This window comes from Microbacterium immunditiarum, assembly GCF_013409785.1.
Lineage (GTDB): Bacteria > Actinomycetota > Actinomycetes > Actinomycetales > Microbacteriaceae > Microbacterium > Microbacterium immunditiarum.
Genome location: NZ_JACCBV010000001.1, coordinates 1,907,541 through 1,933,722, shown reverse-complemented (window position 1 = coordinate 1,933,722; position 26,182 = coordinate 1,907,541). Strand labels below are relative to the sequence as shown.

At 72.1% G+C, this 26,182-nt stretch carries 22 protein-coding genes; 11 read left to right on the top strand and 11 right to left on the bottom strand.

Annotated features, from left to right (window positions below):
• Positions 1–40: 40 nt before the first annotated feature.
• The 3 genes from hemQ to hemE are packed head-to-tail and all read right to left on the bottom strand — an operon-like array spanning position 41 to position 3,043.
• Positions 41–712 (bottom strand): hydrogen peroxide-dependent heme synthase, encoded by a 672-nt coding sequence (gene hemQ, locus BJ991_RS08895; RefSeq protein WP_179489296.1) that lies wholly within the window; start codon positions 710–712, stop codon positions 41–43.
• Entirely contained in the window at positions 709–1,983 is a 1,275-nt protein-coding gene (locus tag BJ991_RS08890) for a protoporphyrinogen/coproporphyrinogen oxidase (RefSeq protein WP_179489294.1), read from the bottom strand. The genes hemQ and BJ991_RS08890 overlap by 4 nt, the downstream gene beginning before the upstream one ends.
• Positions 1,976–3,043 carry a uroporphyrinogen decarboxylase gene (hemE, locus tag BJ991_RS08885; RefSeq protein ID WP_179489292.1) on the bottom strand — a complete coding sequence of 356 codons (1,068 nt, stop codon included), beginning with the start codon at positions 3,041–3,043 and terminating at the stop codon, positions 1,976–1,978. Before hemE ends, BJ991_RS08890 begins: the two co-directional genes overlap by 8 nt.
• 81 nt (positions 3,044–3,124) lie before the next feature.
• Here hemE and BJ991_RS08880 point away from each other — a divergent pair, with 81 nt between their 5' ends.
• Complete coding sequence (locus BJ991_RS08880) at positions 3,125–4,351, top strand: glutamyl-tRNA reductase (protein ID WP_179489290.1); 1,227 nt, start codon at positions 3,125–3,127, stop codon at positions 4,349–4,351.
• Positions 4,352–4,444: 93 nt separating this feature from the next.
• Here the strand turns inward: BJ991_RS08880 and BJ991_RS08875 are convergent, their stop codons facing one another.
• Genes BJ991_RS08875 through BJ991_RS08845 form a run of 7 tightly spaced genes read right to left on the bottom strand, consistent with a single transcriptional unit; the run spans position 4,445 to position 10,737 of the window.
• Positions 4,445–6,346 (bottom strand): DUF255 domain-containing protein, encoded by a 1,902-nt coding sequence (locus BJ991_RS08875; RefSeq protein ID WP_179489288.1) that lies wholly within the window; start codon positions 6,344–6,346, stop codon positions 4,445–4,447.
• A gap of 21 nt (positions 6,347–6,367) precedes the next feature.
• Positions 6,368–7,204: an aldo/keto reductase gene (locus BJ991_RS08870; RefSeq protein WP_179489286.1), complete on the bottom strand. Its 837-nt coding sequence runs from the start codon at positions 7,202–7,204 to the stop codon at positions 6,368–6,370.
• 54 nt (positions 7,205–7,258) lie between these two features.
• On the bottom strand, positions 7,259–8,035 hold the full coding sequence (locus BJ991_RS08865; protein ID WP_179489284.1) for an ABC transporter permease: 777 nt from the start codon (positions 8,033–8,035) through the stop codon (positions 7,259–7,261).
• Entirely contained in the window at positions 8,032–8,958 is a 927-nt protein-coding gene (locus tag BJ991_RS08860; protein ID WP_179489282.1) for an ABC transporter ATP-binding protein, read from the bottom strand. Before BJ991_RS08860 ends, BJ991_RS08865 begins: the two co-directional genes overlap by 4 nt.
• Positions 8,955–9,251: a winged helix-turn-helix domain-containing protein gene (locus BJ991_RS08855; protein WP_179489280.1), complete on the bottom strand. Its 297-nt coding sequence runs from the start codon at positions 9,249–9,251 to the stop codon at positions 8,955–8,957. The genes BJ991_RS08860 and BJ991_RS08855 overlap by 4 nt, the downstream gene beginning before the upstream one ends.
• Entirely contained in the window at positions 9,248–9,925 is a 678-nt protein-coding gene (locus tag BJ991_RS08850; protein ID WP_179489278.1) for a hypothetical protein, read from the bottom strand. The genes BJ991_RS08855 and BJ991_RS08850 overlap by 4 nt, the downstream gene beginning before the upstream one ends.
• Positions 9,926–9,948: 23 nt before the next feature.
• The gene (locus BJ991_RS08845; protein ID WP_179489276.1) at positions 9,949–10,737 is read right to left on the bottom strand and encodes a CPBP family intramembrane glutamic endopeptidase; all 789 of its coding nucleotides are present in this window, start codon (positions 10,735–10,737) and stop codon (positions 9,949–9,951) included.
• Between the two features lie 83 nt (positions 10,738–10,820).
• Here BJ991_RS08845 and hrpA point away from each other — a divergent pair, with 83 nt between their 5' ends.
• On the top strand, positions 10,821–14,798 hold the full coding sequence (hrpA, locus tag BJ991_RS08840; RefSeq protein WP_425487523.1) for an ATP-dependent RNA helicase HrpA: 3,978 nt from the start codon (positions 10,821–10,823) through the stop codon (positions 14,796–14,798).
• Positions 14,799–14,808: 10 nt separating this feature from the next.
• Positions 14,809–15,750: a quinone oxidoreductase family protein gene (locus BJ991_RS08835; protein WP_179489272.1), complete on the top strand. Its 942-nt coding sequence runs from the start codon at positions 14,809–14,811 to the stop codon at positions 15,748–15,750.
• 13 nt (positions 15,751–15,763) lie between these two features.
• Here BJ991_RS08835 and BJ991_RS08830 read toward each other — a convergent pair whose 3' ends face one another.
• A complete protein-coding gene (locus tag BJ991_RS08830; protein ID WP_179489270.1) occupies positions 15,764–16,612 on the bottom strand; it encodes a sulfurtransferase in 849 nt (282 codons plus the stop codon).
• 102 nt (positions 16,613–16,714) lie between these two features.
• Between BJ991_RS08830 and BJ991_RS08825 the strand changes: the two genes are divergently transcribed.
• The 8 genes from BJ991_RS08825 to BJ991_RS08790 all read left to right on the top strand — a co-directional run bounded on the left by BJ991_RS08825 (position 16,715) and on the right by BJ991_RS08790 (position 26,030).
• Positions 16,715–18,061: an O-acetylhomoserine aminocarboxypropyltransferase/cysteine synthase family protein gene (locus tag BJ991_RS08825; protein WP_179489268.1), complete on the top strand. Its 1,347-nt coding sequence runs from the start codon at positions 16,715–16,717 to the stop codon at positions 18,059–18,061.
• Positions 18,058–19,056, top strand: coding sequence for a Gfo/Idh/MocA family protein (locus BJ991_RS08820; protein WP_179489266.1), 999 nt, complete (start codon positions 18,058–18,060; stop codon positions 19,054–19,056). Before BJ991_RS08825 ends, BJ991_RS08820 begins: the two co-directional genes overlap by 4 nt.
• Before the next feature lie 35 nt (positions 19,057–19,091).
• The gene (locus tag BJ991_RS08815) at positions 19,092–19,967 is read left to right on the top strand and encodes an NYN domain-containing protein (protein ID WP_179489264.1); all 876 of its coding nucleotides are present in this window, start codon (positions 19,092–19,094) and stop codon (positions 19,965–19,967) included.
• Between the two features lie 141 nt (positions 19,968–20,108).
• Entirely contained in the window at positions 20,109–21,488 is a 1,380-nt protein-coding gene (locus BJ991_RS08810) for an MFS transporter (protein WP_179489262.1), read from the top strand.
• A 119-nt stretch (positions 21,489–21,607) separates the two neighbouring features.
• Positions 21,608–22,795, top strand: a complete 1,188-nt coding sequence (locus BJ991_RS08805) for an ROK family transcriptional regulator (RefSeq protein WP_343048692.1) — start codon at positions 21,608–21,610, stop codon at positions 22,793–22,795.
• Between the two features lie 58 nt (positions 22,796–22,853).
• Complete coding sequence (locus BJ991_RS08800; protein ID WP_179489258.1) at positions 22,854–23,900, top strand: substrate-binding domain-containing protein; 1,047 nt, start codon at positions 22,854–22,856, stop codon at positions 23,898–23,900.
• Positions 23,901–23,976: 76 nt separating this feature from the next.
• Positions 23,977–24,825, top strand: coding sequence for an ATP-binding cassette domain-containing protein (locus BJ991_RS08795; protein WP_179492640.1), 849 nt, complete (start codon positions 23,977–23,979; stop codon positions 24,823–24,825).
• A complete protein-coding gene (locus tag BJ991_RS08790; RefSeq protein ID WP_179489256.1) occupies positions 24,822–26,030 on the top strand; it encodes an ABC transporter permease subunit in 1,209 nt (402 codons plus the stop codon). The genes BJ991_RS08795 and BJ991_RS08790 overlap by 4 nt, the downstream gene beginning before the upstream one ends.
• Positions 26,031–26,182: the final 152 nt, after the last annotated feature.

Genomic DNA, 26,182 nt, shown 5'->3' with positions numbered 1-26,182 from the left:
GTTCGCGCGATCTCGGCGGCATGAATCGAGCCCCAGGGCGTCACTCGATCACCTCGCGCACCTCGGACGGCGCGATGCGCCGGCCGGTGAAGAACGGCACCTCTTCGCGCACGTGCAGGCGAGCATCCGTCGCGCGCAGGTGGCGCATGAGGTCGACGAGGTCGACCGGGTCGTCGGCCTCGAGCGCGAGCAGCCACTCATAATCGCCGAGCGCGAAGCTCGCGACGGTGTTGCTCTGCACCTGCGGGAACTCACGGCCCTTGCGCCCGTGGTCGCCCAGCATCCGCCCCCGCTCCTCGGGCGGCAGGAGGTACCACTCGTAGCTGCGCACGAACGGGTACACGGTGAGCCAGTCCTTGGGCGTGAGGCCGCGCGAGAACGCCGGCGCGTGGTCGCGGCTGAACTCGGCGTCGCGGTGTACGCCCATCGCGTTCCAGGTCGGCAGGAGCGGTGCGAGCTCGCGGCTGCGGCGCAGCGTGCGCAAGTGGCCCTGCAGTTCGTCGACCGAGTGCCCCGTGAGCCACAGGAGGACGTCGGCATCGGCGCGCAGTCCCGACACGTCGTACACGCCGCGCAGCGCGTCGCCGACCTCGGCGGACGCGTCCTCGATCGACACAGCGCCGAGCGGGACATCGGCCGGATGCGGGTCGCGACGGAGGACGGCGAAAAGCGTGAAGTACCGGGCTTCGACGGCGGGGGTGGTCTCGGTCACCCTTCCATCCTCCCCCCGGACGCCGGTTCCGGCGAATCCGCGCCCAGCCGCTCGGCGACCCTTTCGGCGTGCGCCACGACCGACGCGAGACCCGTTCCGGCAGGCCCCTCTCCCACGGCGGGTTCGGGCGTCCCCGCCCACGCACCGCCGGGTCGCCGCCGCCACACCGCGGACGTCGCGTCGACGATGCGTTCGATGCGCGCGCCGGTGAGCGTCGCGGCATCCGCCCTCGCCCGCTCGATCGCGTCGGACGGCTCGCCGTCATACGAGAGCCGCAGCGCGTGGAGTCCAGGCAGGCGCTCGCCGACCCACGCCCACTTGGCCGAGACGTGCGTGAGCGCCCTCGCCGAGACGCCGGACGCGCCGGACGCGACGAGCACTCCCGTGCCGCGCGGGGCCGAATCGAGACCGGATGCCTCGACCACGAGCGTCGCGAGCGTGACGTGTCGCCCCGCGGGAGCGTCGGCCGGCGCGCCGGCGCGAACGACCTCGCCGGTGAGCCGCCGCCCGTTCACCGTGACGCCTTCGGCGCCGATGTCGCTCGCATCGGCGCCGGTCTGGAGCCGCACGCCCCGCCCCTCGCACTCCGCCACGAGCGCATCGACCAGCCGGAACATGCCGCCGCGGATGCCGGCGACCTGCGATCCCGCGGGCGCCGCCGCACGGATACGCTCCACCGCCGCCGCGAGCGACCCGCTCGCGCGCAGCTCGTCGCGCAGGCGCGGCGAGGCGGTCTCGACCGGGAGGGAGTACGGGTCGCTCGAGTGGACGCCGCGGACGACGGGCGACACGAGGCCGTCGACGACTCCCCTGCCCATGCGCCGCCGCACGAGGTCGCCGAGGGACGAGGCATCCGCCCCCACCCGTGCCGGAAGAAGTGCGTCGAGCCGCGCACGCAGCGCCGCGCGGCGGCCGATCGCGTGGACGACGTCCGCCGCGGCCGGATCGCCCGGGATGCCGAGGACCCCGGTCGCGGGCAGCGGCACCGCCGATCCGTCGGCGCGGTACAGCCACGCGGGCTTCGGCAGCGGCGTCTCGATGTCGTCCGCGAGACCGAGCTCGCCGAGGAGCGCGGCCACCGTGCCGCCGCGCGTCGCGAACGACTCGGCGGCGGCATCGAGGTCGACGCCCGCGACCGTGTGTCGCGCGACCTGTCCGCCGAAGCGGTCGGAGCGCTCGAACACGACGACGCGCCTGCCGGCGAGGGCGAGGCGGCGCGCGAGCACGAGACCGCCGACTCCCCCGCCGACGACGAGGACGTCGTCAGGCATGCACGAACTCCACGATGCGCGTGAGCACGGTCGGGTCGGTCTCGGGCGGGACGCCGTGGCCGAGGTTGACGATGTGCGCGGGCGCGGCGGCGCCGCGGTCGATGACGTCCTCGATGTGCGCCGCGAGCACCGGCCACGGCGCCTGCAGCAGCGCGGGGTCGATGTTGCCCTGCAGCGGCACGCGGCCCCCGAGGCGCTCGTTGGCGACGTCGAGCGGCAGCCGCCAGTCGATGCCGACCACGTCCGCGCCGATGCCCGGCAGCAGGTCGAGCATCTCGCCCATGCCGAGGCCGAAGTGGATGCGCGGCACATCGAGCCCGCGGAGCGCGTCGAACGCGCGGCGCGAGTGCGGGGACACGCGGCGCTGGTAGTCGCTGCGCGACAGCGAGCCCGCCCACGAGTCGAAGAGCTGGACGACGCTCGCGCCGGCCTCGACCTGCGCGCGCAGGAACGCGCCCGTCACGTCGGCGCACCAGTTGAGCAGCGTCGCCCACGTGCGCGGATCCGTCCGCATGAGGGCCCTCGTGCGCAGCTGCTCCTTCGACGGACCGCCTTCGACGAGGTAGCTCGCGAGCGTGTACGGCGCCCCGCCGAAGCCGACGAGCGGCGTGCTCCCCAGCTCGGCGACGACGATGCGCACCGCCTCGCGGATCGGGTCGAGCGCCGCCGGGTCGATCGGACGGAGATTCAAGACGTCGGATGCCGTGCGCACCGGCTCGTCGAGCACGGGACCCCGCCCGGGCACGATCTTCACGCCGACACCCGCCAGCAGGACCGGCACGACGATGTCGCTGAAGAACACCGCGGCGTCGACGCGGTGGCGGCGCACGGGCTGCAGCGTGATCTCGGCGGCGAGGGCCGGGTCGAGGCACGCGTCGAGCATCTCAGTGCCCGCGCGGCTCTCGCGGTACTCGGGAAGCGAGCGGCCCGCCTGACGCATGAACCACACCGGAGGGATCGCCGGACGGTCGCCCTGCGCGGCGCGAACGAGCGGCGATCGGGCGGTTCGCCCGTCGGTGAGCGGGTGGTCTGCGGGAAGGGCGGCGGTGGCGAACGTCACCCGTCCAGGCTAGTTCGCCGTGCTGGGAGGAAGGACCGCGTGGATGCGGCACCACCTCGACAGGGCGGGTAAACTCGCGGCGTGCTTTTCTGCCTCACGGCGAATCACCGGAACACCGACTTCGAGGTCCTCGAGCGGATCTCGCAGGCGGCGGATGCGGCCGGGCCCGACCTTCTCGCCGCGCACGACTTCGTGCGCGGTGCCGTCGTGCTCGCCACCTGCAACCGCTTCGAGGCGTATCTCGAGCTCGACGAGCCCGTCACGGGCGCCGCGGCTCTCGCGCACGAGGCTGTGCTCGAGATGCTCGAGGCGCGCGTCGGAGCCGACACCGAGGTGCTCCGCCGATCGGCTGTCACTCTCGGAGGCGACGACGTCGTGCGGCACCTCTTCGCCGTGAGTTCGGGCCTCGAGTCGATGGTCGTCGGCGAGGAGGAGATCAGCGGACAGGTGCAGCGCGCGCTGCGCTCCGCGCGCGAGGCCGGCGTCACGAGCCCGCTGCTCGAGCAGGTCTTCCAGCGCGCGGCGCAGGCGTCGCGCGAGGTGCGCGCCCGAGCGGATCTCATCGGCGAGGGCCGCTCGCTCGCACGCCTCGCGCTCGACCTCGTCGGGTCGCGCATCACCGACTGGAACGACACCGCCGTCCTGCTCGTGGGCACGGGAAGCTACGCCGCCACGACGATCGCCGCACTCCAGGCGCGCGCTGCGGCCGACGTGCGCGTGTACTCGGCCACCGGCCGCGCGCAGCAATTCGCCGCGAAGTACGGCGTGCGCGCCGAGAGCGACCTGCGGCGGGGCATCCGCGAAGCCGACGTCGTCATCACGTGCACCGCCCGCTACACCGTGACCGCCGACGACGTCGCGGGAGGCCGCGACCGCATCATCGTCGACCTCGGGCTGCCGCGGAACGTCGACCCGGCGGTCGCCGACGTCGACGGCGTCACGCTCGTCGACCTGGAGCTCCTCGGCAAGCACGCGTCGGTGCCCGAGCTCGGCCACGGCGCCCACGAAGTCGTCGGCTCCGCCGCGGCGTCGTTCACTGCTCAGCGCGACGCGGCCGCGGCGGTCGTCGCCGTGCGGTCGCACATCCAGGCGGCGCTCGAGTCCGAGATCGACCGGCTCCGCGACGACGACGGGCGCACCGAGGCCGCCCTCCGGCACCTCGCCGGTGTGCTGTCGCATACGCCGTCGGTGCGAGCGCGCGAGGCGGCGGCCGAGGGCCGGCTGGACGAGTTCGAGCGCGCGATCGAGCTCGTGTTCGGCATCCGCGTCGACCGCGAGGACCGCGGCGATCTGCGGGCGATCGGCTGACGTTTCCGGCGCCCCGGACGTTGAGCGAGGACGCGCTGCGACCGAGCCGAAACGGCGCGGGTTCGTGGTGCGCTTCGTCTCGCTCCGCTCCGCTCAGCGACCGGATGAGGGCGAGGCGACGAGCTCCGCCGCATTCGTGAACGGCAGCCTGCAGGCGAAGTCCTGACAGTCGTACGCCGTCGCCCTGCCGTCGAGCGCGGCCTTGCCCTCGAAGAGCTCGAAGCCGGCGCTCGCGAACGCCTCCGACTGTGCGGGAGTGACAACCGCGAAGACATCTGCGCGGATGCCCCGCCCCGCCGTCACCAGCGGATCGTCGGCGTCCCCCGCGACGACGACGACCTGCCGCGGCGCCACGACGAGTCCCGCGGCGGCGCGCAGCAGCGCCCCGTGAGCGAGCGGCTGAGCGACCGCCCTCCGCCCGTGGAACGCGACGATCTGCTCCGCGATCCTGCGCCACTGCTCCCCCGCCCCGAGCCGCCACAAGTCGAGCGCCGCGAGCGCGATCGACGCCGGACCCGACGGCTCGTCGCCGTCGCTCGCCTCGGCTGGAGCCTCGACGCCCTGCGCCGCGAGCACGGGGTCGCCGCCGGCCGGCGGGCGGGGCATCCGGCTCTCTTCGACGCACTCGGCGACGAGATCTCGCGCCCGCACCGCGTACGCGACGTCGCCGGTCGCCGCCGCGAGCGCCAGGAGTCCTCCGGCGAGCTGACCGTAGTCGGCGAGCGTCGCGGGGGCGCGCGACGGGATCTCGTCGAGCGACGCGCGCACGAGGCGGCCGTCCGCGTCGACGTTCGTGGTGAGCACGGTGTCGGCCGCCCAGCGCGCAGCTTCGACCCATGCCGGCTCGCCGAGCCGCGATCCCGCCCGCGCGAGCGCGGCGATCGCGAGCCCGTTCCACCCGGTCACGACCTTGCCGTCGACGGCGGGCGGCTCGAGCTCGGTGCGCTCCGAGGCGTCGCGCGCGTAGTAGCCGCCCTCGCTGCGGGCGCCGTCGATCCACGACTCGGAGTCCTGCGCGGCGCCGACGCCTCCCGAGGGCTGCTGCAGCACGCCGATGAGGAACCCGGAGACGCCCCGCGCCGTCTCGTCGTCGCCCGCGTCGAGCGCCACCTCGAGCAGCTGCGCGTTGTCGGTGAGCATGCGCTCGTAGTGGGGCACCGTCCAGTCGCTGCGCGTCGCGTAGCGGAAGAAGCCTCCTTCGACGGGGTCGCGCAGCTCCGACCCGGCCATCGCGGCGAGCGCACGGTCGGCGACGGCGGATGCCCCACCCGCGGCCTCGCGCACGAGCGGCGTCTGCAGGAACCGCAGCGCGGTCGCGACGGGGAACTTGGGAGCGGCGGGGTTGCCGCCGCCGAAGCCGCCGAACTCCGGATCCTCCTGGTCCGCGAGCGCGCGGGCGGCGTCGGCGAGCTCCTCCGCACTGGGAACGCCGGCTTCCTCCGACGGCTCCGTCCCGCGCGAGGCCGCGAGCGCCTGGAGGATCGCCGCCCCGGTCTGCTCGACTTCGCCGCGGCGTACCGTCCACGCCTCGCGCACGGCGTCGAGCACCTGCCGGAACGACGGCAGCCCGACGCGTGGCTCGGGCGGGAAGTATGTGCCCGCGAAGAACGGGCGGCCGGTGGGCGTCGCGAAGACGGTGAGCGGCCACCCGAGGCTGCGGCTGAAGGCGGATGCGGCGGCCATGTACGCCGCGTCCACCTCGGGGTGTTCCTCGCGGTCGACCTTGATGCTCACGAAGCCGTCGTTGAGGACGGCGGCCAGCTCGGGGTCGGCGAACGACTCGCGCGCCATGACGTGGCACCAGTGGCACGTCGAGTACCCGATCGAGACGAGCACCGGCACGCCGCGGCGCGCCGCCTCGTCGAACGCGGCATCGCCCCACGGGTACCACGCGACGGGGTTGTCGGCGTGCGCCCGCAGGTACGGGCTCGTCGATCCGGCGAGGCGGGAGACTCCCGAGTCGCCTCGGTCCGGAGCATCCGTCCCTGGGGGCACAGCCCCAGGCTACCCCCGGGGTCAGTTCACCTCATCGGGGTGCGCGCTCACGCGGCCCGAGCCGTCGCCCGGGTCCATGCCGTCGATCGCGGCCATCTGCGGCGCGGTGAGCTCGAAGTCGAACACATCGAGGTTCTCGGCGAGGCGCTCGCGACGCACCGACTTCGGGAAGACGATGTGGCCCTTCTGCAGGTGCCAGCGGATGACGACCTGCGCGGGAGTCTTCCCGTGGTCCATCGCGGCGGCCGCGACCGGGGCCGCCCCGAAGAGGTCGTACTTGCCCTGCCCGAGCGGACCCCACGATTCGATCTTCACGGCGCGTTCGGCCGCCCACGTCGTCACGTCGCGCTGCTGGTACGCAGGGTGCAGCTCGATCTGGTCGACCGCGGGGACGACGCCCGTCTCGGCGACGAGGCGCTCGAGGTGCGGCACGAGGTGGTTCGAGACGCCGATGCTGCGCGTGAGGCCCGCGTCGCGCAGCTCGATGAGCTTCTGCCACGCGTGCACGTAGTTGTCGGCGGCCGGCGTCGGCCAGTGCACGAGATAGAGGTCGACGTGGTCGAGGCCGAGCTTCTCGAGGCTCTCTGCGATCGCCGAGTTCGGCTCGTCGCCGTCGTGGCGGTCGTTCCAGAGCTTCGTCGTGACGAACAGCTCGTCGCGCGCGATCCCGCTTGCGGCGATCGCCGCGCCCACGCCCTCCTCGTTGCCGTAGATGGCGGCGGTGTCGATGTGGCGGTAGCCGAGCTCGAGCGCCTCGGTCACGGCGCGCTCGGTGTCGGCGGGCGGAACACGGAAGACTCCGTAGCCGAGCTGCGGGATGCTGTTGCCGTCGTTGAGCGTCACGGTGGGGATCGTCATGCCACCAGCCTACGAGCGGGCCGACGCCCCTCGGACCGGCCCGCTCGCATCGGCTCAGCGGTAGCGCCGTCCCTCGTCGCGCCGGAACAGCGCCAGGGCGAGGGCGAGCGAGACCGCGATCCACGCGAGGGTGCCCACCCAGACCCACCACTCGAGCGTGCCGCCCTCGACTGCCCAGATGACGAGCTCCCGCGCCTGCCGCGTCGGCGTGAAGCGCGAGATGACCTCGAGCCAGTCGGGGAACAGAAGCGGAGGCAGGAAGAGCCCGCCGATGAATGCGAGGGCGAACATCGCGATCTGGATGACCGCGATCGCGGCCTTGAACGGCATCGAGTAGCCGATCGCCGTGCCGATGAGCATGAACGGCAGGGCCGCGATCGCGAGCGCCACGAACCCCGCCAGGATCCGTGCGGGCGACGCCTCGGCCGCGGTCAGGATGCCGCCGACGGCGATGACCGGCACGACCGCCAGGAGCCCGAGACCGCCCGTCGACAGCAGCAGCGCGAGCACTCGCGCGAGTCCGGGAGCGGGCAGCGTGCGCAGGTACGGATCCCACGGCTTCTCGCGGTTCTCGGCGATCGCGAGTCCGAACCCGAACAGCGAGTTCGACATGACCGCGAACACCGCCAGCGAGATGACGGCCTGCGTCGCGTACACGGGATTCTCGGCGACGACGCGCTGCGGCACGACGAAGAACACGAGCGCGAGGGCCGGGAAGACGAGCGTGCCGATGACGGCCATCGGCACTCGGAGCGTCTCGATGAACTGGTACCGGGCGTGCAGGAGCGTGAGTCGCACGAGCGACGGCCCGGTGGAGGCGATGGTGCTCATCGCAGTTCCTTTCCGTGGGAGGTGACGAGTTCGTCCGCGGGGCGTCGCGCGGTGAGCGCGAGGAAGGCCTCCTCGAGCGTCGCGCCGCGCACGCCCAGATTGCGGAAGCGAATGCCCGAGCCGACGAGCGCGCGCACGAACGCGTCGGAGTCGGACACCGTGAGGACCTGCACGCCGTCCGCCGTGTCGCGTCGCACGACGCCGTCGAGCGCATCGAGCGCATCCGGCTCTTCGACCTCGAGCCGCACCTGGCTCACGCCGACCTCCGCGACGATCCGGGCGACGGAGTCGTCGGCCAGCACGCGCCCCTCGCCGAGCACGATCACGCGCTGCGCGAGCGCCTCGATCTCCTCGAGATAGTGGCTCGTGACGACGACGGTGGCGCCGAGCTCGTGCTGATGCCGGATCGCGTCCCAGAGGACGCGCCGCGCGTCGACGTCGAGCCCCGTCGTCGGCTCGTCGAGCAGCACGAGGCGCGGGCGGCCGACGAACGCGAGGGCGACGGCGAGACGGCGCTTCTGGCCGCCCGACAGCGAGCCGCTCTGGCGGCGCAGGAGGTCGCTCAGCCCGAACTCCTCGGCGAGGGCATCCGTCTCGACGCGGTCGGCGAAGTGCCCGCCGACGTAGTCGATGACCTCGCCGACCCGCAGCGTCTCGGGCAGCGCCGTCTCCTGCGGCGTGCTGCCGAGCAGGCGCCGCGTGCGGGCGTCGCGCGGATCGGCGCCGAAGAGCGTCACGGTGCCCGAGGTCGGGCGGCGCAGCCCCTGCAGCAGCGACAGGAGCGTCGTCTTGCCGGCGCCGTTCGGACCGAGGAGACCGAGGATCGCGCCCGGCTCGATGTCGAGGGTCACGTCGTCGACGGCGACGAGGTCCCCGAAGCGACGGGTCACGCGTTCGAAGCGTGCGAGAGGTGTGGAGTTCATGAGACGCCTCCGAGGAAGGATCGCAGGGTCTCCGTGTAGTCCTCGAACGCACGGCGCCCTGCTTTGGTGAGGGAGAGGTAGGTCACAGGTGTGCGACCCTTGAAGCTCTTCGCGACGTCGACGTAGCCGGCGTCCTCGAGCTTGCGCAGGTGGGTCGACAGGTTGCCCGCCGTCATTCCCAGCAGCTCCTGCAGGCGCGGGAACGAGATGCTCTCGCCGACGTCGAGCGTCGCGAGCGCGGCGGTGATCCGCAGTCGCCCCTGCGCGTGGATCACGGGGTCCAGGTCCGTCATCGTCGCCGTGCCCCCGTGTCTCGTCCACCGTACGCCCAGATCGCGGTGAAGACGGCGGCGGCGAGGAAGACTCCCCCGCCGGCGATGGCGAACACGAGGTAGTGCGTGGGGTACCCGAAGTACGGCGCGACGCACGCCACGAGCACGATCCAGCACCCCATGACGATCGAGCCCCAGTTCTGCCAGATGCCGCCGGCGAGGAAGTACATGATGCCGACGAACATCACCGCCGCGGTCGGGTAGTAGATGTTCGCGACGTCGCGGCTCATCCCGGCCGCCAGCAGCGCACCGCCGAGCGCGTAGATCGCGAGGAACCCGACCGGCCAGGCCAGCCCGAAGACGGAGCCGGTCCACGCCGCCGCGGCGCCGGCACGGATGCCCCGCCCCATGCGCGCCCCTCCGACGGCGCTCGCCGCGATCGCCCCCGCCATGAGCACGATGAACGACGCGACCGCGATCGGCAGCGGCATCCGGAACGCGGGCGCGAGCCCGTCGATCAGCCACAGCATCATGAAGCCCACGCTCCAGGCGAGGCCCCACGCGCCGAGGATCACCGGGAGCCACGACGCCATGCGGCGCTGCATCCGGTTCTGCTCGCTGGTGACCAGCTCGAGCGCGGCGGCCGGATCGAGGGCCGGGTCGAGGCCGTCGTCGGCTGTCTCGTGGGGTGTCATCGACGGGTTCCCTTCTGGTTCGGTCACTGCGGCAGCCACGCGATCGCGAGAGCGGGGGCGCTCGTGAAGAGGTTGACGGCGAAGTGGGCGACGATGATCGGCATGAGGCGGCCCTGGCGGTGGGCGATGATGCCCGAGCCTGCGCCCCATACGAAGAACGCGCACGCGTAGGCGAGCGCCGCGGACGAGGTCGGCGCGTAGAAGATGTGCTGAAGCCCGAAGAACAGCGCCGAGACGGTGATCGCGAGGGCGACCGGCATGCGCGTCGCGAGGCCCCGCTGCCCGTAGCCGCGATAGACGAGCTCTTCCACCGGCGCGTTGAGCGGGGCGAACGTGAGCACCGCGACGACGGCGAGGATCGTCATCGCCCACCGCGGAAGGTCGGGCACGGATGCCGGGTCGAAGAACACGGTCTCGAACGCCGCGAACGTCGCGTCGCCGTATTGGAGCGCCATGACCCCGAGCACCGTGAGCGCGAACGGCACGTAGAGCACGACCAGCCACAGCAGTCCCCACAGCACATCGCGGCCGAGCCTGGCCCGCGAGTACCCGATGAGGTCGCGCAGCCTGCTTCCCCGGTCGTGCACGAGGCGCCGCGCCCACCACAGGCACACGAGGTTGACAGGCAGCATCGCGAGCGCGGCGAACAGGGGCGAAGGAGGAAAGGCGGTGGCGCCGGTCGGCAGGAACAGAACCCAGACGAGGATGGATGCCGCACCCACGAGCGCCACGCGGCCGATCAGCACCACGACCGCGCGCGCGGCGTACGGCGGCTCCGAGACCCGCTGCCGGACCTGCGTTCGTTCAGTCATGAAGTACTTTGTACCGCAAACCACTCTGCGCGTCAACGGTCGATCGGGACCGCGTCCGAGCGGCCGTCGTACGATGGAGGGCTGTGTCCGCACCTGCCCCTGTCATCTCGTACCCACCGGAGCTGCCCGTCAGCGCCGCGCGGGACGAGATCGCGCGGGCGATCCGCGATCACCAGGTCGTGATCGTCGCGGGCGCCACGGGCTCCGGGAAGACCACGCAGCTTCCGAAGATCTGCCTCGAGCTCGGCCGCACGAGCATCGCGCACACTCAGCCCCGCCGCATCGCCGCGCGCACGATCGCGGAGCGCGTCGCCGAAGAGCTGCAGGTCCCCCTCGGCACGACCGTCGGCTACAAGGTGCGCTTCACCGACAAGGTCTCCCCCGACACGAGCATCGCGCTCATGACCGACGGGATCCTCCTCAACGAGATCCACCGCGACCGGCTGCTCCGCCGCTACGACACGATCATCGTCGACGAGGCGCACGAGCGGTCGCTCAACGTCGACTTCCTGCTCGGCTACCTCACGCGCATCCTGCCGAAGCGTCCAGACCTCAAGGTCGTCATCACGAGCGCGACGATCGACCCCGAGAGCTTCGCGAAGCATTTCGCTCAGGGCGACGGCATGCCCGCTCCGATCATCGAGGTGTCGGGCCGCACGTACCCCGTCGAGCTCCGCTACCGCCCGCACGATGCCGACGACGACGTCGACGGCATCGCCGCCGCGCTGCGCGAGCTCGATCGCGAAGCCGCCGGCGATGTGCTCGTGTTCCTCCCGGGCGAGGCCGAGATCCGGGACGCGATGGATGCCGTTCGCGGCATGTACGCGAAGGACCCCACCCCCACGGAGGTGCTCCCGCTCTTCGGACGCCTCAGCGCCGCCGAGCAGCACCGCGTGTTCGAGCCGTCGACGGTCGCGGGCGTGCGCCGGCGGGTCATCCTCGCGACGAATGTCGCCGAGACGAGCCTCACGGTCCCCGGCATCCGCTACGTCGTCGACACCGGCACCGCGCGCATCTCGCGCTACAGCAACCGCAGCAAGATCCAGCGCCTGCCCATCGAGGCGATCTCGCAGGCCTCGGCCCAGCAGCGCTCGGGGCGCGCGGGCCGCACGGCGCCCGGCATCGCGATCCGCCTCTACGCCGAGGACGACTTCGAGCGGCGGCCCGAGTTCACCGAGCCCGAGATCCTGCGCACGAGCCTCGCGAGCGTCATCCTGCAGATGCTCACGCTCGGCTTCGGCGACATCGCGTCCTTCCCTTTCCTCACCCCGCCCGACTCACGGGGTGTCAAGGCGGCGTTCGACCTGCTCGTGGAGCTGGGGGCGGTGCGGATGCCGCGTCCCTCGTCGCGCGACGGCGAGGCATCTGGCCCGCGTCTGACCGACCTCGGTCGCGAGCTCGCACGCCTGCCGATCGACCCGCGCTTCGCGCGCATGCTGGTCGAGGCTCGTCGCGCGGGCGTGCTGCGCGACGTGCTCGCGATCGTCGCCGGCATGTCGATCCAGGACGTGCGCGAGCGCCCCGAAGAACGCCGGGACGAAGCGGATCGCCTGCACGCGCGGTTCGTCGACCCGGCGAGCGACTTCCTGACGCTGCTGAACCTGTGGAACCACCTGCAGGAGCAGCAGGCGTCGCTCGGCTCGAGCGCCTTCCGCCGCCTGTGCCGCTCCGAGCACCTCAACTACGTGCGCGTGCGGGAATGGTTCGACGTGCACCGGCAGCTGAGTACGCTCCTGCGCGCACCGCGCACGGAGGAGACGGGCGTCGCCGACCCCGATGCGATCCACCGGGCGATCCTTTCGGGGCTTCTGTCGCACATCGGCATCCTCGACGCGCGCACGCTCAACCCGCCGAAGGACCGCCGCGGCACCGGTGGCGGGCGCCCCGCACGGGGCGAGTACGTCGGCGCGCGCGGCGCGCGATTCGCGATCTTCCCCGGGTCGGCGCTGCGCAGGAAGAGCCCGTCGGCGGTGATGGCGGCCGAGCTCGTCGAGACGTCGCGCCTGTTCGCGCGCACCGTCGCCGCGATCGACCCCGCGTGGGCGGAGGACCTCGCCGGCGACCTCGCGCGACGCCAGCTGAGCGATCCGCACTGGTCGAAGACGGCGGGCGCGGCATCCGCGTATGAGAAGGTCACGCTCTTCGGCGTCGAGATCGTGCCGCGCCGACGCATCCAGCTCGCCCGCTTCGACCGCCCCCTCGCGCGCGAGCTCTTCGTGCGGCACGCGCTGGTCGAGGGCGAGTGGGACTCGACCGCGTTCCTCGGCGCGGACAAGAGGCTCACCGCGTTCGAGCGCCGCAACCTCGAGCTGCGCCGCCGGCTCGAGAAGGTCGAGGAGCGCGAGCGGCGGCGCGACATCCTCGTGGGCGACGAGGCGGTGTTCGCGTTCTACGACGCCCGGGTCCCGCGCGACGTCTTCGACGCGAGGTCGTTCGCGGCGTGGTGGAAGGACACCTCGACCCGCACGCCGCGACTGCTCGACATGAGCGAGTCCGACCTGCTCGACGAGGCGGCGCGCTCCGACGAGCGCGACTTCCCCGCGCGATGGCGGCAGGGCGACCAGGTGCTGTCGCTCGCGTACCGCTTCGAGCCCGGCGCGCCCGACGACGGCGTCACGGTCGTCGTGCCTCTCGCGCTGCTCGCGCAACTGCGGGCGGACGGCTTCGACTGGCAAGTGCCGGGCATGCGCGACGAGCTCATCGCGGGGCTCATCCGGTCGCTGCCGAAGGCGATCCGCCGGCACGTCGTCCCCGCGGCGGACTGGGCGGCGCGGTTCTCCGAAGAGCTTCAGGGCCAGGGACCCGAGTCGCACGACGGCCTCCCGCCGACGACCCTGCGCGACGCGCTCGCCGCGCGCATCCAGCGCATCGCGAATCAGCCCGTCACAGCGTCGGACTTCGACCTCGAGCGCGTCCCCGCGCACCTGCGCATGTCTTTCCGGGCGGTCGACGAGCGCGGGCGGGCAGCGGGGTCCGATCGCGACCTGACGGCGCTCCAGCAGCGGCTGGCGGGGAAGGCGCGCGGAGCAGTGGCGAAGACGCTGACCTCGTCCGTGGCCGAGCGAGCACGCGAAGCGAGCGAGACGAAGCACGGTCCCGAAGGGGGCGCTTCGTCGCCGTCGCCTCGCTCCGTCGCCCAGCTTCCGGGGCACGGCGGCTTCGCCGAGGCATCCGGTCTCACTGAATGGACCCTCGACACCCTGCCGGACGTCGTCGACACGAAGGTCGCGGGCGGCGTCGTCCGCGGCTACCCCGCGCTCGTCGACGAGCGCTCGTCAGTGGCGCTGCGCATCGAGTCGACGCCCGAGGCGGCAGCCGCTGCAACCCATGCCGGCGTGCGGCGGCTCATGCTGCTCAGCGTGCCCTCTCCCGCGGCGTACGTGCTCGAGCACCTCACGTCGGCCGAGAAGCTCGCGCTGGCAGCGTCGCCGTACCCGTCCGCGAAGGCGCTCATCGAGGATGCGCGCACCGCGGTCGCCGACGCGGTCATCGCACGCACCGCCTCCGGAGTCGTGCGCTCGCGCGCGGAATTCGACCGCGTGCGCGACGCGTTCTCGGCGGCGGTCGTGGACGAGCTCTTCGCGGCGGTCTCGCTCACGGCGCGCATCTTGACGACGGCTCGCGAGGTCGAGCGATCCCTGCGGTCACAGAACTCGCTCACGCTGCTCGGCGCGCTCAATGACGTCAAGGGGCAGCTCGCGGGGCTCGTATTCCCAGACTTCGTCTCGCGCACGGGGCTCGCGCGACTCGCCCACGTGCCGCGCTATCTGCAGGGCGCGCTCGAGCGTGTGCAGGGCCTCGCCGACAACGCCGGGCGCGACCGGCAGCGCATGACCGAGATCGAGCGGGCGACGGCGCAGTACAGCGAGGCGGGCGGAACGATCCCGCCGGCGGCGGATGCTCCGCGCGCACTCGTGCACGTGCGGTGGCTTCTCGAGGAGTACCGCGTCAGCCTGTTCGCGCAGCGCCTCGGCACGGCCGAGCCCGTGTCGGCGCAGCGCATCGGAAAGGCGCTGCGCGAGATCGGGACGACCGGCCCCGCGGCGGCGCCGCGCCGCTAGCGTTGCCGGTATGGCTCAAGCGATCGTCTACACCGAGTTCGGGGCACCCGACGTGCTCACCCTGGTCGACATCGACGTGCCTCCGCCCGCGGCAGGCGAGGTCGCCGTCCGCATCGAAGCCGCGGGGGTCAATCCGATCGACGCGAAGCTGCGCAGCGGCAAGCGCCACTCGGGCGAGATCACGAGCCCCCGGCGCGTGGGCGCGGACGCCGCGGGCGTCGTGACGGCCGTCGGCGAGGGTGTCGAAGGACTCCGCGTCGGCGAGCACGTCGCCGTGTTCGCCGCGCCCGGCTCCTATGCGACGGAGGTCGTCATGCCCGCGACGCACGTCGTGCCGCGGCCGCCCGCCGTGTCCGCGGCCGAGGGCGCGGCACTCGGCGTGCCCGTCGGCACCGCGTACCAGACGCTCCGCTCCCTCTCCGTCGGCGAGGGCGACACGCTGCTCCTCCACGCCGGCTCGGGCGCGGTGGGTCAGGCGGTCATCCAGTACGCGGTCCTGTGGGGTGCGCGGGTCGTGGCGACTTCGTCGCCCCGACGGTTCGATCGCGTGCGCGAGCTCGGCGCCACGCCCGTCGAGTACGGCGACGGGCTCATCGACCGCGTGCGTGACGCCGCGCCGCGCGGCGTCACCGTCGCGATCGACGCCGCCGGAACCGACGAGGCGCTCGAGGTCTCGGAGGAACTCGTGGCGGAGAAGGCGCGCATCGCGACGCTCGTGCGCGGCCGGGACGCCGCGGGTCGCGGTATCCGTGCCTTCTCGGGCGGCTCGCCCGTGCCCCTCACGCCGCAGCAGCTCGCGTGGCGCGCCGAGGCGATGCCGGTCACGCTCGCCCTCATGGCGGCCGGCCGCTTCGCCGTCGAGCTCGGCCCGTCCCTGCCGCTGACCGAGGCGGCCGAGGCGCACCGCCTGCTCGAGGGCGGCGTCGACGGCAAGATCGTGCTCGTGCCCTGACCGGGGCGCGAGCTCACACCGAAGGGTCTCCCGGCTCCGGGCCCGTCGCGACCGGACGCCCCGGCGTGTTCGACCACTGACTCCACGATCCGGGGTACACCGTCACGTCGATGCCTGCGACGACGCCCGCGAGCGCGGCGTGCGCGGCGGTGATGCCCGAGCCGCAGTAGGCCGCCACCGGCGTGCCGGGTGTCGCGCCGACCTCCGCGAACGCCGCACGAAGCGCGTCCGGTGACCGCAGGAGCCCGTCGTCGAGCAGCGTCGCGATCGGGAGATTCACCGCGCCCGGGATGTGGCCCGCGATGGGATCGAGGGGTTCGACCTCGCCGCGATAGCGCTCCGCCGCGCGCACATCGAGGAGGATCCCGCGGCTCGGCCACGCGGCCGCGTCGTCGATGTCGGCGACGCCCTCGGTCACGTCGTGCAGCGAGATGTCGCCCGGCACGGGCACGACGTCGCCCTCCTCGAGCGGCAGTCCCTCGCGCGTCCACCCCGACAGACCGCCGTCGAGCACGCGCACGTCGGCGACGCCCGCGCGCGAGAGCAGCCACCACGCGCGCGCCGCCGCGAGCCCACCCGCGTCGTCGTACGCGATGACGGTGTCGCCCGCATGGAGGCCCCACCGCCGCGCCGCACGCTCGAGCACCTCGCGGGACGGGAGCGGATGCCGCCCATCCTCGGGTCGTCCGTGCGAGGCGAGCTCGTCGTCGAGGTCGATGTGCACGGCGCCCGGGAGGTGTCCTTCGAGGTACTCCGGGCGGCCGTCGGGACGGCCGAGCCGCCACCGCACGTCGAGCAAGCGCACCGGACGCCCGCCGTCCAGGAGCGCCGCGAGCTCGCGGGCCGAGATGAGGGGATTCATGCCTCCCATCATGCGGTGCGACGTGGCCTGCGGCGCGGGTCGCGGACGCAACAGTTCGACACGTTCGTCGAGAGCGTCGGCACCCGCCGCGAGAATGGACGCATGTCCGAGCCTTCCAGCGGCTTCGCGACGGCTCAGGTCCAGGCCGGTTACGTTCCCGGTGTCGTCCACAGCACCGCCGTCCCGCCGATCCACCAGTCGAACGCCTTCGCCTTCTCGTCGCTGACCGAGGCACGCGAGCTGTTCGCGCTGCGCCGCGACGGAGACATCTACAGCCGCGCGGCGAACCCCACGGTGCTCGTGCTCGAAGAGCGGATCGCCGCGCTCGAGGGCGGCACCGCGGCGGCGGGCGTGGCATCCGGTCAGGCCGCCGTCGCCGTCGCGCTCCTCGCGCTCGCCAAGCAGGGCGAGCACATCGTCGCGGCCCGCCAGCTCTACGGCGGCACCGTCGACCTGCTGGACGAGACGTTCGCCGACTGGGGCATCGACGTGACCTTCGTGGATCAGGACGATCCGGATGCCTGGACCGCCGCGCTCCGCCCCGAGACACGCGCCGTGTTCGCCGAGTCGATCACCAACCCGAACGCGCAGGTGCTGGACCTGCGCCGCGTCGCCGCAGTCGCGCACGACGCCGGCGTGCCCCTCGTGGTGGACGCGACCCTCGCGACGCCGTACCTGCAGCGGGCGAAGGATTTCGGCGCCGACATCGTCGTTCATTCGGCGACGAAGTTCCTCGGCGGTCACGGAACGTCGCTAGGCGGCGTCGTCGTCGACCTCGGCACGTTCGACTTCACCCGCGAGCCGTCCCGCTGGCCGCAGGTCACCGCGCCCTACCGCCGCGTGCCCGGCGGCAGCCTCGTCGAGCGGTTCGGTGCGCACGGCTCGCCGTACATCGCGCTCGTCAAGACGAAGTACGTGCACGACCTCGGGCCATCGCTCTCGGCGTTCAACGCCTTCCAGCTGCTGCAGGGCCTCGAGACGCTCGACCTTCGCATGGACCGGCACTCGTCGTCGGCGCTCGCGGTCGCGCGCTTCCTCGAGCAGCACCCCGCCGTCGCGCGCGTGCACCACCCCGGCCTCGAGTCGAGCCCGTGGCGGGCCGCGGCGGCCGAGTACCTGCCGCGCGGCGCAGGCTCCGTCTTCTCCTTCGACGTGCACTCGGCAGGCGACCCCGAGCAGGACTTCGCCCTCACCGAGGAAGTGGTCGGGCGCCTGCGCGTCGTGCAGCTGGTCGCCAACATCGGCGACGCGCGCAGCCTCATCGCCCACCCCGCGTCGATGACGCACAGCCACCTCTCTCCCGCGCAGCTCGCCGAGGCGGGCATCGCGTGGACGACGCTGCGGCTCTCGATCGGCCTCGAAGACGTCGCCGACGTCATCGGCGATCTCGACCGCGCGCTCGAGGTCGCCGTGCCCGCGTCCCCCCGTCTCGCTACGCTCGGGGGATGACCGACTCGACCTCCGGCCTGCGGTGGGGCATCCTCGCCGCGGGCGGCATCGCCACCGCGTTCACGAGAGACCTCCGCACGGCGGGGCTCGACGTCAGAGCCGTGGGCGCCCGTCGCCCCGGCGCCGCGCAGGCGTTCGCCGACGAGTTCGAGATCCCGCGCGCGCACGAGACGTATGAGGCGCTCGTCGAGGACGACGACGTCGACATCGTGTACATCGCGACGCCGCATCCGATGCACGCCGAGAACGCGACCCTCGCCCTCGAGCACGGCAAGCACGTGCTCGTCGAGAAGCCCTTCACGATCAACGCCGCCGAGGCGGCGCGCGTGCGCGACGTCGCGCGAAAGCGCGGGCTTCTCGCGATGGAGGCGATGTGGACGCGGTACCTCCCGCACATGATCCGCGTGCGCGAGCTGCTCGAGGCCGGTGCCCTGGGCGACGTGCGCGCGGTGTTCGCCGACCACACCCAGCGGATCTCGTCCGATCCCGACCACCGGCTCAACTCCCTCGCGCTCGGCGGCGGCGCGCTGCTCGATCTCGGCATCTACCCGATCTCGTTCGCGTGGGACGTGCTCGGCGCTCCGCGCGCGATCGCCGCGTCGGCCCGCCTCGGCGACACCGGCGCCGACACCGAGGTCGCGACGATCTTCACGCACACAGACGGGGCCATCTCGACCTCGATCTCGGCGTCGCGTTCCGCCGGCCCCAACACGGCGCACATCGTGGGCACCGACGCGCGCATCGACATCGACCGCGTCTGGTACACCCCCACGTCGTTCCGGCTCATCGCCCCCGATGGCACCGTGCTCGAGGACTACGTCTCGCAGGTCGAGGGTCGTGGCATGCAGTTCCAGGCGCTGGCCGCCGAGCAGTACGTCGCGGCCGGGCAGACCGACAGCGACGTCCTGCCGATCGACGAGACGATCGCCATCATGGGCGCGCTCGACGAGATCCGCAAGCAGATCGGCGTGAGCTATCCGGGCGAGACGGAATAGCGACGCAGCGGGCTGTCCGCTGGCACACTGAAGCCATGCCGGACTCGCAGAACGCCCGCGTCGCCGTGTACCTGGACTTCGACAACATCGTCATGTCGTGGTACGACCGCGTGCACGGCCGCAACACGTACTCACGCGACCGCGCGCGCATCGCCGAGACGCCGATCGCACCGGAGGTCGCCGAGCGGCTGCAGCGCGCGACGGTCGATGTCGGCGCGATCATCGACTACGCCGCCTCGTTCGGCACGCTCGTGCTCACGCGTGCGTACGCGGACTGGTCTTCCTCGGTCAACGCGGATTACCGCTCTCAGCTCGTCGCCCGTGCCGTCGACCTCGTGCAGCTGTTCCCGACCGCCGCCTACGCCAAGAACGGCGCAGACATCCGGCTCGCGGTCGACGCCGTCGAGGACATGTTCCGCCTCCCCGACCTCACGCACGTCGTGATCGTCGCGGGCGACTCGGACTACGTGCCGCTCGCGCAGCGCTGCAAGCGCCTCGGGCGGTTCGTCGTGGGCGTCGGCGTCGCGGGTTCGACCGCGAAGGCCCTCGCGGCCGCGTGCGACCAGTTCGACTCGTACGACGCGCTGCCGGGCGTGCAGCCCGCCGACGGGCCCGAGCCGTCCGAGAAGAAGGACACGGCGCCCGCGCGGCGGCGCGCCCGCAAGAAGGCGACCGATCCCGGGGCAGATCTGCTCGAACGCGCCCTGCGGCTCGAGAGCGACAAGGAGGGCGACGACTGGCAGCACGCCTCCGCCGTCAAGAGCCTCATCAAGCGGCTCGACCCCTCCTTCAGCGAACGGGCGTATGGGCACAAGAGCTTCTCGGAGTTCGTGAAGGCGCACACCGACGTCGCAGAGGTCGACGAGTCCGGCAACGTCGTCCTCATCCGCCTCGCGGCCGGCAGGCGCTGATCCCGCCCCCTCCTACCCGGGTACCCGGGTAGGTCACGCGTGCCCGTGCACTCTTCGTATTGAAACCTGAATCCCCTTTCAGTAGATTCGCCGGGCGGCTCCCCCCGCCGCTTCCGCGCTCTACAAGGAGGTATCAAGCGCATGGCATCAGCCACGTCCTCGAAGGCTTATCCCCAGTCGAGCCTTCGACGCGTCGTCACAGCGTCGATGGCGGGCACCGTCGTCGAGTGGTACGAGTTCTTCCTCTACGCCACGGCCGCGACGCTCGTGTTCAACGTCATCATGTTCCCGCCATCGGATGACCCCTACGCAGGCGTCATCTCGGCCTTCCTCACGTACGCCGTGGGCTTCATCGCGCGCCCCCTCGGCGGCATCGTGTTCGGCCACTTCGGCGACAAGTACGGCCGCAAGAGGCTGCTGCAGTTCGCCATCATCCTCGTCGGCGTCGCGACGTTCCTCATGGGATGCCTTCCGACGTTCGCCCAGGTCGGCTACTGGGCGCCCGCGCTGCTCGTGCTCCTGCGCTTCGCGCAGGGCTTCGCCGTCGGCGGCGAGTGGGGCGGCGGCGTGCTCCTGGTCGCCGAGCACTCCCCCGACCGCACTCGCGGATTCTGGGCGTCGTTCCCGCAGGCGGCCGTGCCGATCGGCAACCTGCTCGCGACCGTCGTGCTGCTCGTGCTGAGCAACACCCTGTCGCAGGAGGCGTTCCTCTCGTGGGGCTGGCGCATCGGCTTCTGGCTGTCGGTCGTGATCGTCGCGGTCGGCTACTACGTGCGCACGCGCATCACGGATGCCCCGATCTTCCTCGAGGCCCAGAAGGAGGCCGAGGACGAGCGTCGCGACCGCTACGGCGTCCTCGAGGTGCTGCGCCGCTACCCCCGCGGCGTCATCACCGCGATGGGCCTGCGGTTCGCGGAGAACATCATGTACTACCTCGTCGTGACGTTCTCGATCACCTACCTGAAGATCGCGCTCGGGATGGACACCGCCGCGATCCTGGGCATGATCGCGATCGCGCACGTCGTACACCTGATCGTCATCCCGTTCGTCGGCGGACTCACCGATCGCATCGGACGCCGGCCGGTGTACGCGATCGGAGCCGTCGCCGCGGCCGCGTGGGGCTTCGTGGCGTTCCCGATGTTCAACACGAAGGATCCGCTCATCATCATCCTGGCGATCTGCCTGGGCCTGGTGCTCCACTCCTTCATGTACGCGCCTCAGCCGGCGATCATGTCCGAGATGTTCCCGACGCGCATGCGCTACTCGGGCGTCTCGCTCGGCTACCAGGTGACCTCGATCGTCGCCGGCTCGCTCGCGCCGATCATCGCGGCCGCGCTCCTGTCGAGCACCGGCTCGTGGGTGCCGATCGCCGTCTACCTGGCGATCGCCGCCGCGATCACGTTCGTCGCGGTCATCTCGTTGCGCGAGACGAAGGGCTCGTCGCTGCACGAGCTCGACCGCATCGACCGCGAGCGCCTCGCCGCCGAGACGGCCGCGATCCCCGTGAAGGCCGAGGCCTGAGCAGCACACCGAGCGAACGCGCGAGGGCGGGTGGGGCATCCGCCGCCGCATCCGCCCCCACGCCCACGGAGCGGGCGGATCCCGGCATCGATTCCACCCCGTCCGGTACAGTGTCCAGCGTGGTACGCCGGAACACTCCACCCGGCTCGCAGTCCTCGCTCCGGGAAGCGAACCGGGCACGTCTCGTCGAGTCGCTCAAGCGCCATGGGCGCCTGACGCAGATCGAGCTCGCCGGCAGCACCGGCCTCTCTCCCGCGACGGTGTCGAACATCGTCAAGGAGCTGACGGCATCCGGCATCCTCCACACCTCGTTCACATCGCGCAGCGGCCGTCGCGCGACCCTCGTCTCACTCGCCCGCAAGGTGGGCCTCGTCGCGGGCGCGCACTTCTCGACGCGCCAGCTGCACATCGCGATCGCGGATGCCACGCGCACGACGGTCGCTGAGACGGTGATCCCCCTCGCGCCGGGCCACCGGCACGACGCAGAGCTCGACCGGCTGAGCATCCTCCTGTCCGAGATGATGGACAACCTCGGCGGATCCCTCGGCGACCTGCTCTCCGTGGGCGTCGCGCTCCCCGCGCCCATCGATCCGCGCACGGGCATGGTCTCGACCCCCGGGCTGCTGCCCGGCTGGGAGGGAATCGACGTCGCCGAGAGCCTCAGCGCCCGCATCGAGCGCCCCGTGTACGTCGACAGCGAGGCGAACCTCGGCGGACTGGCCGAGGCGCGCGAGGGCAGCGGCCGCACCGCGTCGTCGTCGGTGTACATCCGCGTCGGCCACACGATCAGCGCGGGCCTCATCGTCGACGGCGACCTGTTCCGCGGTGTGAGCGGCAAGACGGGGCAGATCGGCCACATGACGATCGACGAGAACGGCCCGATCTGCCGGTGCGGCAATCGCGGATGCCTCGAGACCTACGCGTCCGGGCCCGCACTCCTCGCCCTCTTCCCCGAGAGCGAGGGAATGCAGCGTCTCGGCGACCTGCTCGCCGCTGCGGACGCGGGCGTCGGAAGCGCGATGCGCGTGATCGCCGATGCCGGGCGCCACATCGGCATCGCTGCGGCGAGCCTGTGCAACCTCTTCGACCCCGAGCTCATCATCGTGGGCGGCGAGCTGGCGCAGGCCGGCGAGATCCTCATGGCTCCGATGCGCCATGCCCTCGAGCGCTCGGCGCTGGCGGCGGTCGGCGGCCTGCCCGAGATCGTCGGGGCGTCGTTCGGCGAGTGGGCCGAGACGCGGGGGGCGATCGCGATGGCGCTCGACCACGTGACCCTCGACGCCGACGTCATCCAATTCACCGCGTAGGCTCGAAAGACACGCGCAGCACCTCCCACCGCTCCCGCGTGCCGTACGAGAGCCGCCCGTGAGAAGAACCTTCGCCTTCGTCGTCGCCGTCGCCCTGCTCGCAGGGGGGCTCACCGCGTGCGTGCCACAGTCCGGGTCCGCGGACGGGACGATCGCGCTGCTGCTGCCCGACAAGAAGACCGCACGGTACGAAACGTTCGACCGCCCCGTGTTCGAGGCGCGCGTGAAGGAGCTGGGCGACTACGAGGTGCTGTACGCGAACGCCGATCAGGACGCCGCGAAGCAGCAGCAGCAGGCGGAGTCGATGCTCACCGCGGGCGTCGACGTGCTCGTGCTCGACCCGGTCGACGCACAGGCGGCTGTCACGATCGTGAACGCTGCCAACGCGCAGGACGTGCCGGTCATCGCGTACGACCGCATGGTCGCCGGCGGCGAGCTCGCGTACTACGTCTCGTTCGACAACACGCGCGTCGGGCGACTCCAGGCCACCGCCCTCGTCGCGGCGCTCGAGGAGCGCGGCGAGGCCGACGGCGGCATCCTCATGGTCAACGGCTCGCCCACCGACAACAACGCGGCGAGCTTCCGCGAGGGGGCGCTCGAGGTGATCCGCGACAGCGGGCTGCACGTGCTCGCCGAGTACGACACGCCCGACTGGAGCCCCGACAAGGCGCAGGCCTGGGTCGCCGGGCAGATCTCGCAGTTCGGCGACGAGATCGCCGGGGTGTACGCCGCGAACGACGGCACGGCCAGCGGCGCCGTCGCCGCGCTGCGAGCCGCGAATGTGTCGCCGTTCCCCGTCGTGACGGGCCAGGACGCCGAGCTGACGGCGCTGCAGCGCATCGTCGCGGGCGACCAGCACATGACGGTGTACAAGGCGCTCGAGCGGCAGGCGACGCGAGCCGCCGACGTCGCGGTCGACCTGCTCAACGGCCGCCCGGTCGAAGGCGAGCTGGAGGTGAACGGCACTCCCGCGACCCTCCTCGAGCCGGTCGCCGTGACGGTGGACGACATCCTCGACACGGTCGTCGCGGACGGGTTCTGGAGGGTCGACGACATCTGCACGCCCGAGTACGCGGCCGCATGCGAAGCGGCGGGCATTCTCTGAACCGCTCTGGGAGGATTGACGCGTGACGACCGTGAACCCGTCCCGCGCCGGCCGCCCGCGCGAGCGCGTACTGACCATGCGCGGGATCGGCAAGCACTTCGGCGCCGTCCGCGCGCTCACGGACGTGGACTTCTGGGTCAACGAGGGCGAGGTCGTCGCCCTCGTCGGCGACAACGGCGCAGGCAAGTCGACGCTCGTGAAGGTGCTCGCCGGGGTGCATCCGCCGGATGCCGGCACGATCGAGTTCGACCGCGACGAGGTCACCATCTCGAGCCCCGCCGACGCGCAGGAGCTCGGCATCGCCACCGTCTTCCAGGACCTCGCGCTGTGCGACAACCTCGACGTCGTCGCGAACCTCTGGCTCGGGCGCGAGCTCGTGAGCGAGGGCAAGCTCGACGAGGTCGACATGGAGCAGCGCACGTGGGCGCTCCTGCGCGAGCTCGCGGCCAAGATCCCGTCGGTGCGCATCCCGGTCGCGTCGCTGTCGGGCGGCCAGCGCCAGACCGTCGCGATCGCGCGCTCGCTCATCGGCGAGCCGCGCGTCGTGATCCTCGACGAGCCGACCGCGGCCCTCGGCGTCGCTCAGACGGCCGAGGTGCTCAATCTCATCGAGCGTCTGCGCGAGCGCGGCCACGGCGTCGTGCTCATCAGCCACAACATGGCCGAGGTCATGGCGGTCGCCGACCGGATCGTCGTGCTGCGGCTCGGACGCAACAACGGCGAGTACAACGCGGCCGACGTCACGAGCGAGACGCTCATCGCAGCGATCACGGGCGCGATCGACAACACCGGCACGCGCCGCGCGCCGACCGGGCGCACCCCGACCGTGCGCAAGGACGAGACCGACGACCGTCCGGACGCCGACGTCATCCCGCTGACCTCGCGCGAACCGCGTCGCGGACGGCGACGGGGCGGCGCGTCGTGACGGACGAGGCGATCGACGCCGCGGGGGTGCGCGGCTCGGCCGAGCGTCTGTGGGCGCGCATCCGCGGCGGCGATCTCGGCCCGCTCCCGGTCATCGTCGGACTCGTCGTCATCTGGACGGTGTTCCAGCTGCTCAATCCCGTGTTCCTGTCGAGCCGCAACCTCGTCGACCTCACGATGCAGTGCGCGTCTATCGGGATCATCTCGCTCGGAGTCGTCGTGGTGCTGCTGCTCGGCGAGATCGACCTGTCGGTCGGATCGGTCTCGGGGCTCGCCGCCGCGATCCTCGCCGTCGGGTTCGTGCAGCTGCGGTGGCCGCTGTTCCTCGCGATCACGGCGGCGGTGGCGACCGGATGCCTCGTCGGCCTGCTCTACGGATACCTCCACGCCCGATTCGGGCTGCCGAGTTTCGTGGTGACGCTCGCGGGGCTCCTCGGATTCCTCGGGCTGCAGCTGTGGGTCCTCGGCGAGACGGGGTCGATCAACCTCCCGTTCGACTCGTGGCTCGTCGAGTTCGCACAGCAGTGGTTCCTCCCCGCGTGGGCCTCGTATGTCGTGGTCGTCGTCTCGATGGCCGCGTACGCGTGGTCGCTGATCCGGCGTGCGCGCAGGCGCGCCGCGGCGAACCTCGAGAGCCAGAGCTACCGCGAGATCGCGCTCCGCGCGGGCGCCCTCCTGCTGCTCCTGCTCGCGGCCGCGTGGTACCTCAACCTCGCACGCGGCGTCGGGGTGATGTTCCTGTTCTTCGTCGCGCTCGTCGTCGCGATGCACGTCGCGCTCACGCGTACGCGGTGGGGACGCGCCGTGTACGCAGTGGGCGGTTCGGTCGAGGCGGCGCGGCGCGCCGGCATCCGCGTCGACCGCATCTACCTGTCGGTGTTCGCACTGTGCTCGAGCTTGGCGGCCGTCGGCGGCATCCTCGCCGCCGCGCGCCTCGCGGCGGCGAACCAGAGCTCCGGCGGCGGCGACACGAACCTCAACGCGATCGCGGCCGCGATCATCGGCGGCGCGTCGCTCTTCGGCGGGCGCGGCACGGCGTTCGCGGCGCTGCTCGGCGTCATCGTGATCCAGTCGATCTCGTCGGGCCTGACGCTGCTGAACCTGAACTCGTCGGTGCAGTTCATGGTGACCGGCGCGGTGCTCGTGCTGGCGGTCATCGTCGACTCGATCTCGCGCCGCACGCGAGTCGCGACGGGCCGCGCGTAGCCCTCGAGGCGCCGCATCCGATCGAATCGTTTCGTTTCTGAATTCACGAGCCGAACGCCGTTCGCCGGTTGCAAAAGCGTTATGTTCAAGACTTGACGCCAAGGGGTCGGCCCGGAAGTATCGACCCAGCGCGAACTGCACCAACCTCGCGA

Coding starts and splice junctions, on each gene's coding strand:
- BJ991_RS08815 (WP_179489264.1), top strand. CDS start 19,092: ATGCCGGACTCGCAGAACGCCCGCGTCGCCGTGTACCTGGACTTCGAC.
- BJ991_RS08845 (WP_179489276.1), bottom strand. CDS start 10,737: ATGACTGAACGAACGCAGGTCCGGCAGCGGGTCTCGGAGCCGCCGTAC.
- BJ991_RS08860 (WP_179489282.1), bottom strand. CDS start 8,958: ATGAACTCCACACCTCTCGCACGCTTCGAACGCGTGACCCGTCGCTTC.
- BJ991_RS08825 (WP_179489268.1), top strand. CDS start 16,715: ATGTCCGAGCCTTCCAGCGGCTTCGCGACGGCTCAGGTCCAGGCCGGT.
- BJ991_RS08810 (WP_179489262.1), top strand. CDS start 20,109: ATGGCATCAGCCACGTCCTCGAAGGCTTATCCCCAGTCGAGCCTTCGA.
- BJ991_RS08855 (WP_179489280.1), bottom strand. CDS start 9,251: ATGACGGACCTGGACCCCGTGATCCACGCGCAGGGGCGACTGCGGATC.
- BJ991_RS08830 (WP_179489270.1), bottom strand. CDS start 16,612: ATGAATCCCCTCATCTCGGCCCGCGAGCTCGCGGCGCTCCTGGACGGC.
- BJ991_RS08890 (WP_179489294.1), bottom strand. CDS start 1,983: ATGCCTGACGACGTCCTCGTCGTCGGCGGGGGAGTCGGCGGTCTCGTG.
- BJ991_RS08835 (WP_179489272.1), top strand. CDS start 14,809: ATGGCTCAAGCGATCGTCTACACCGAGTTCGGGGCACCCGACGTGCTC.
- BJ991_RS08865 (WP_179489284.1), bottom strand. CDS start 8,035: ATGAGCACCATCGCCTCCACCGGGCCGTCGCTCGTGCGACTCACGCTC.
- BJ991_RS08795 (WP_179492640.1), top strand. CDS start 23,977: ATGCGCGGGATCGGCAAGCACTTCGGCGCCGTCCGCGCGCTCACGGAC.
- BJ991_RS08850 (WP_179489278.1), bottom strand. CDS start 9,925: ATGACACCCCACGAGACAGCCGACGACGGCCTCGACCCGGCCCTCGAT.
- BJ991_RS08870 (WP_179489286.1), bottom strand. CDS start 7,204: ATGACGATCCCCACCGTGACGCTCAACGACGGCAACAGCATCCCGCAG.
- BJ991_RS08820 (WP_179489266.1), top strand. CDS start 18,058: ATGACCGACTCGACCTCCGGCCTGCGGTGGGGCATCCTCGCCGCGGGC.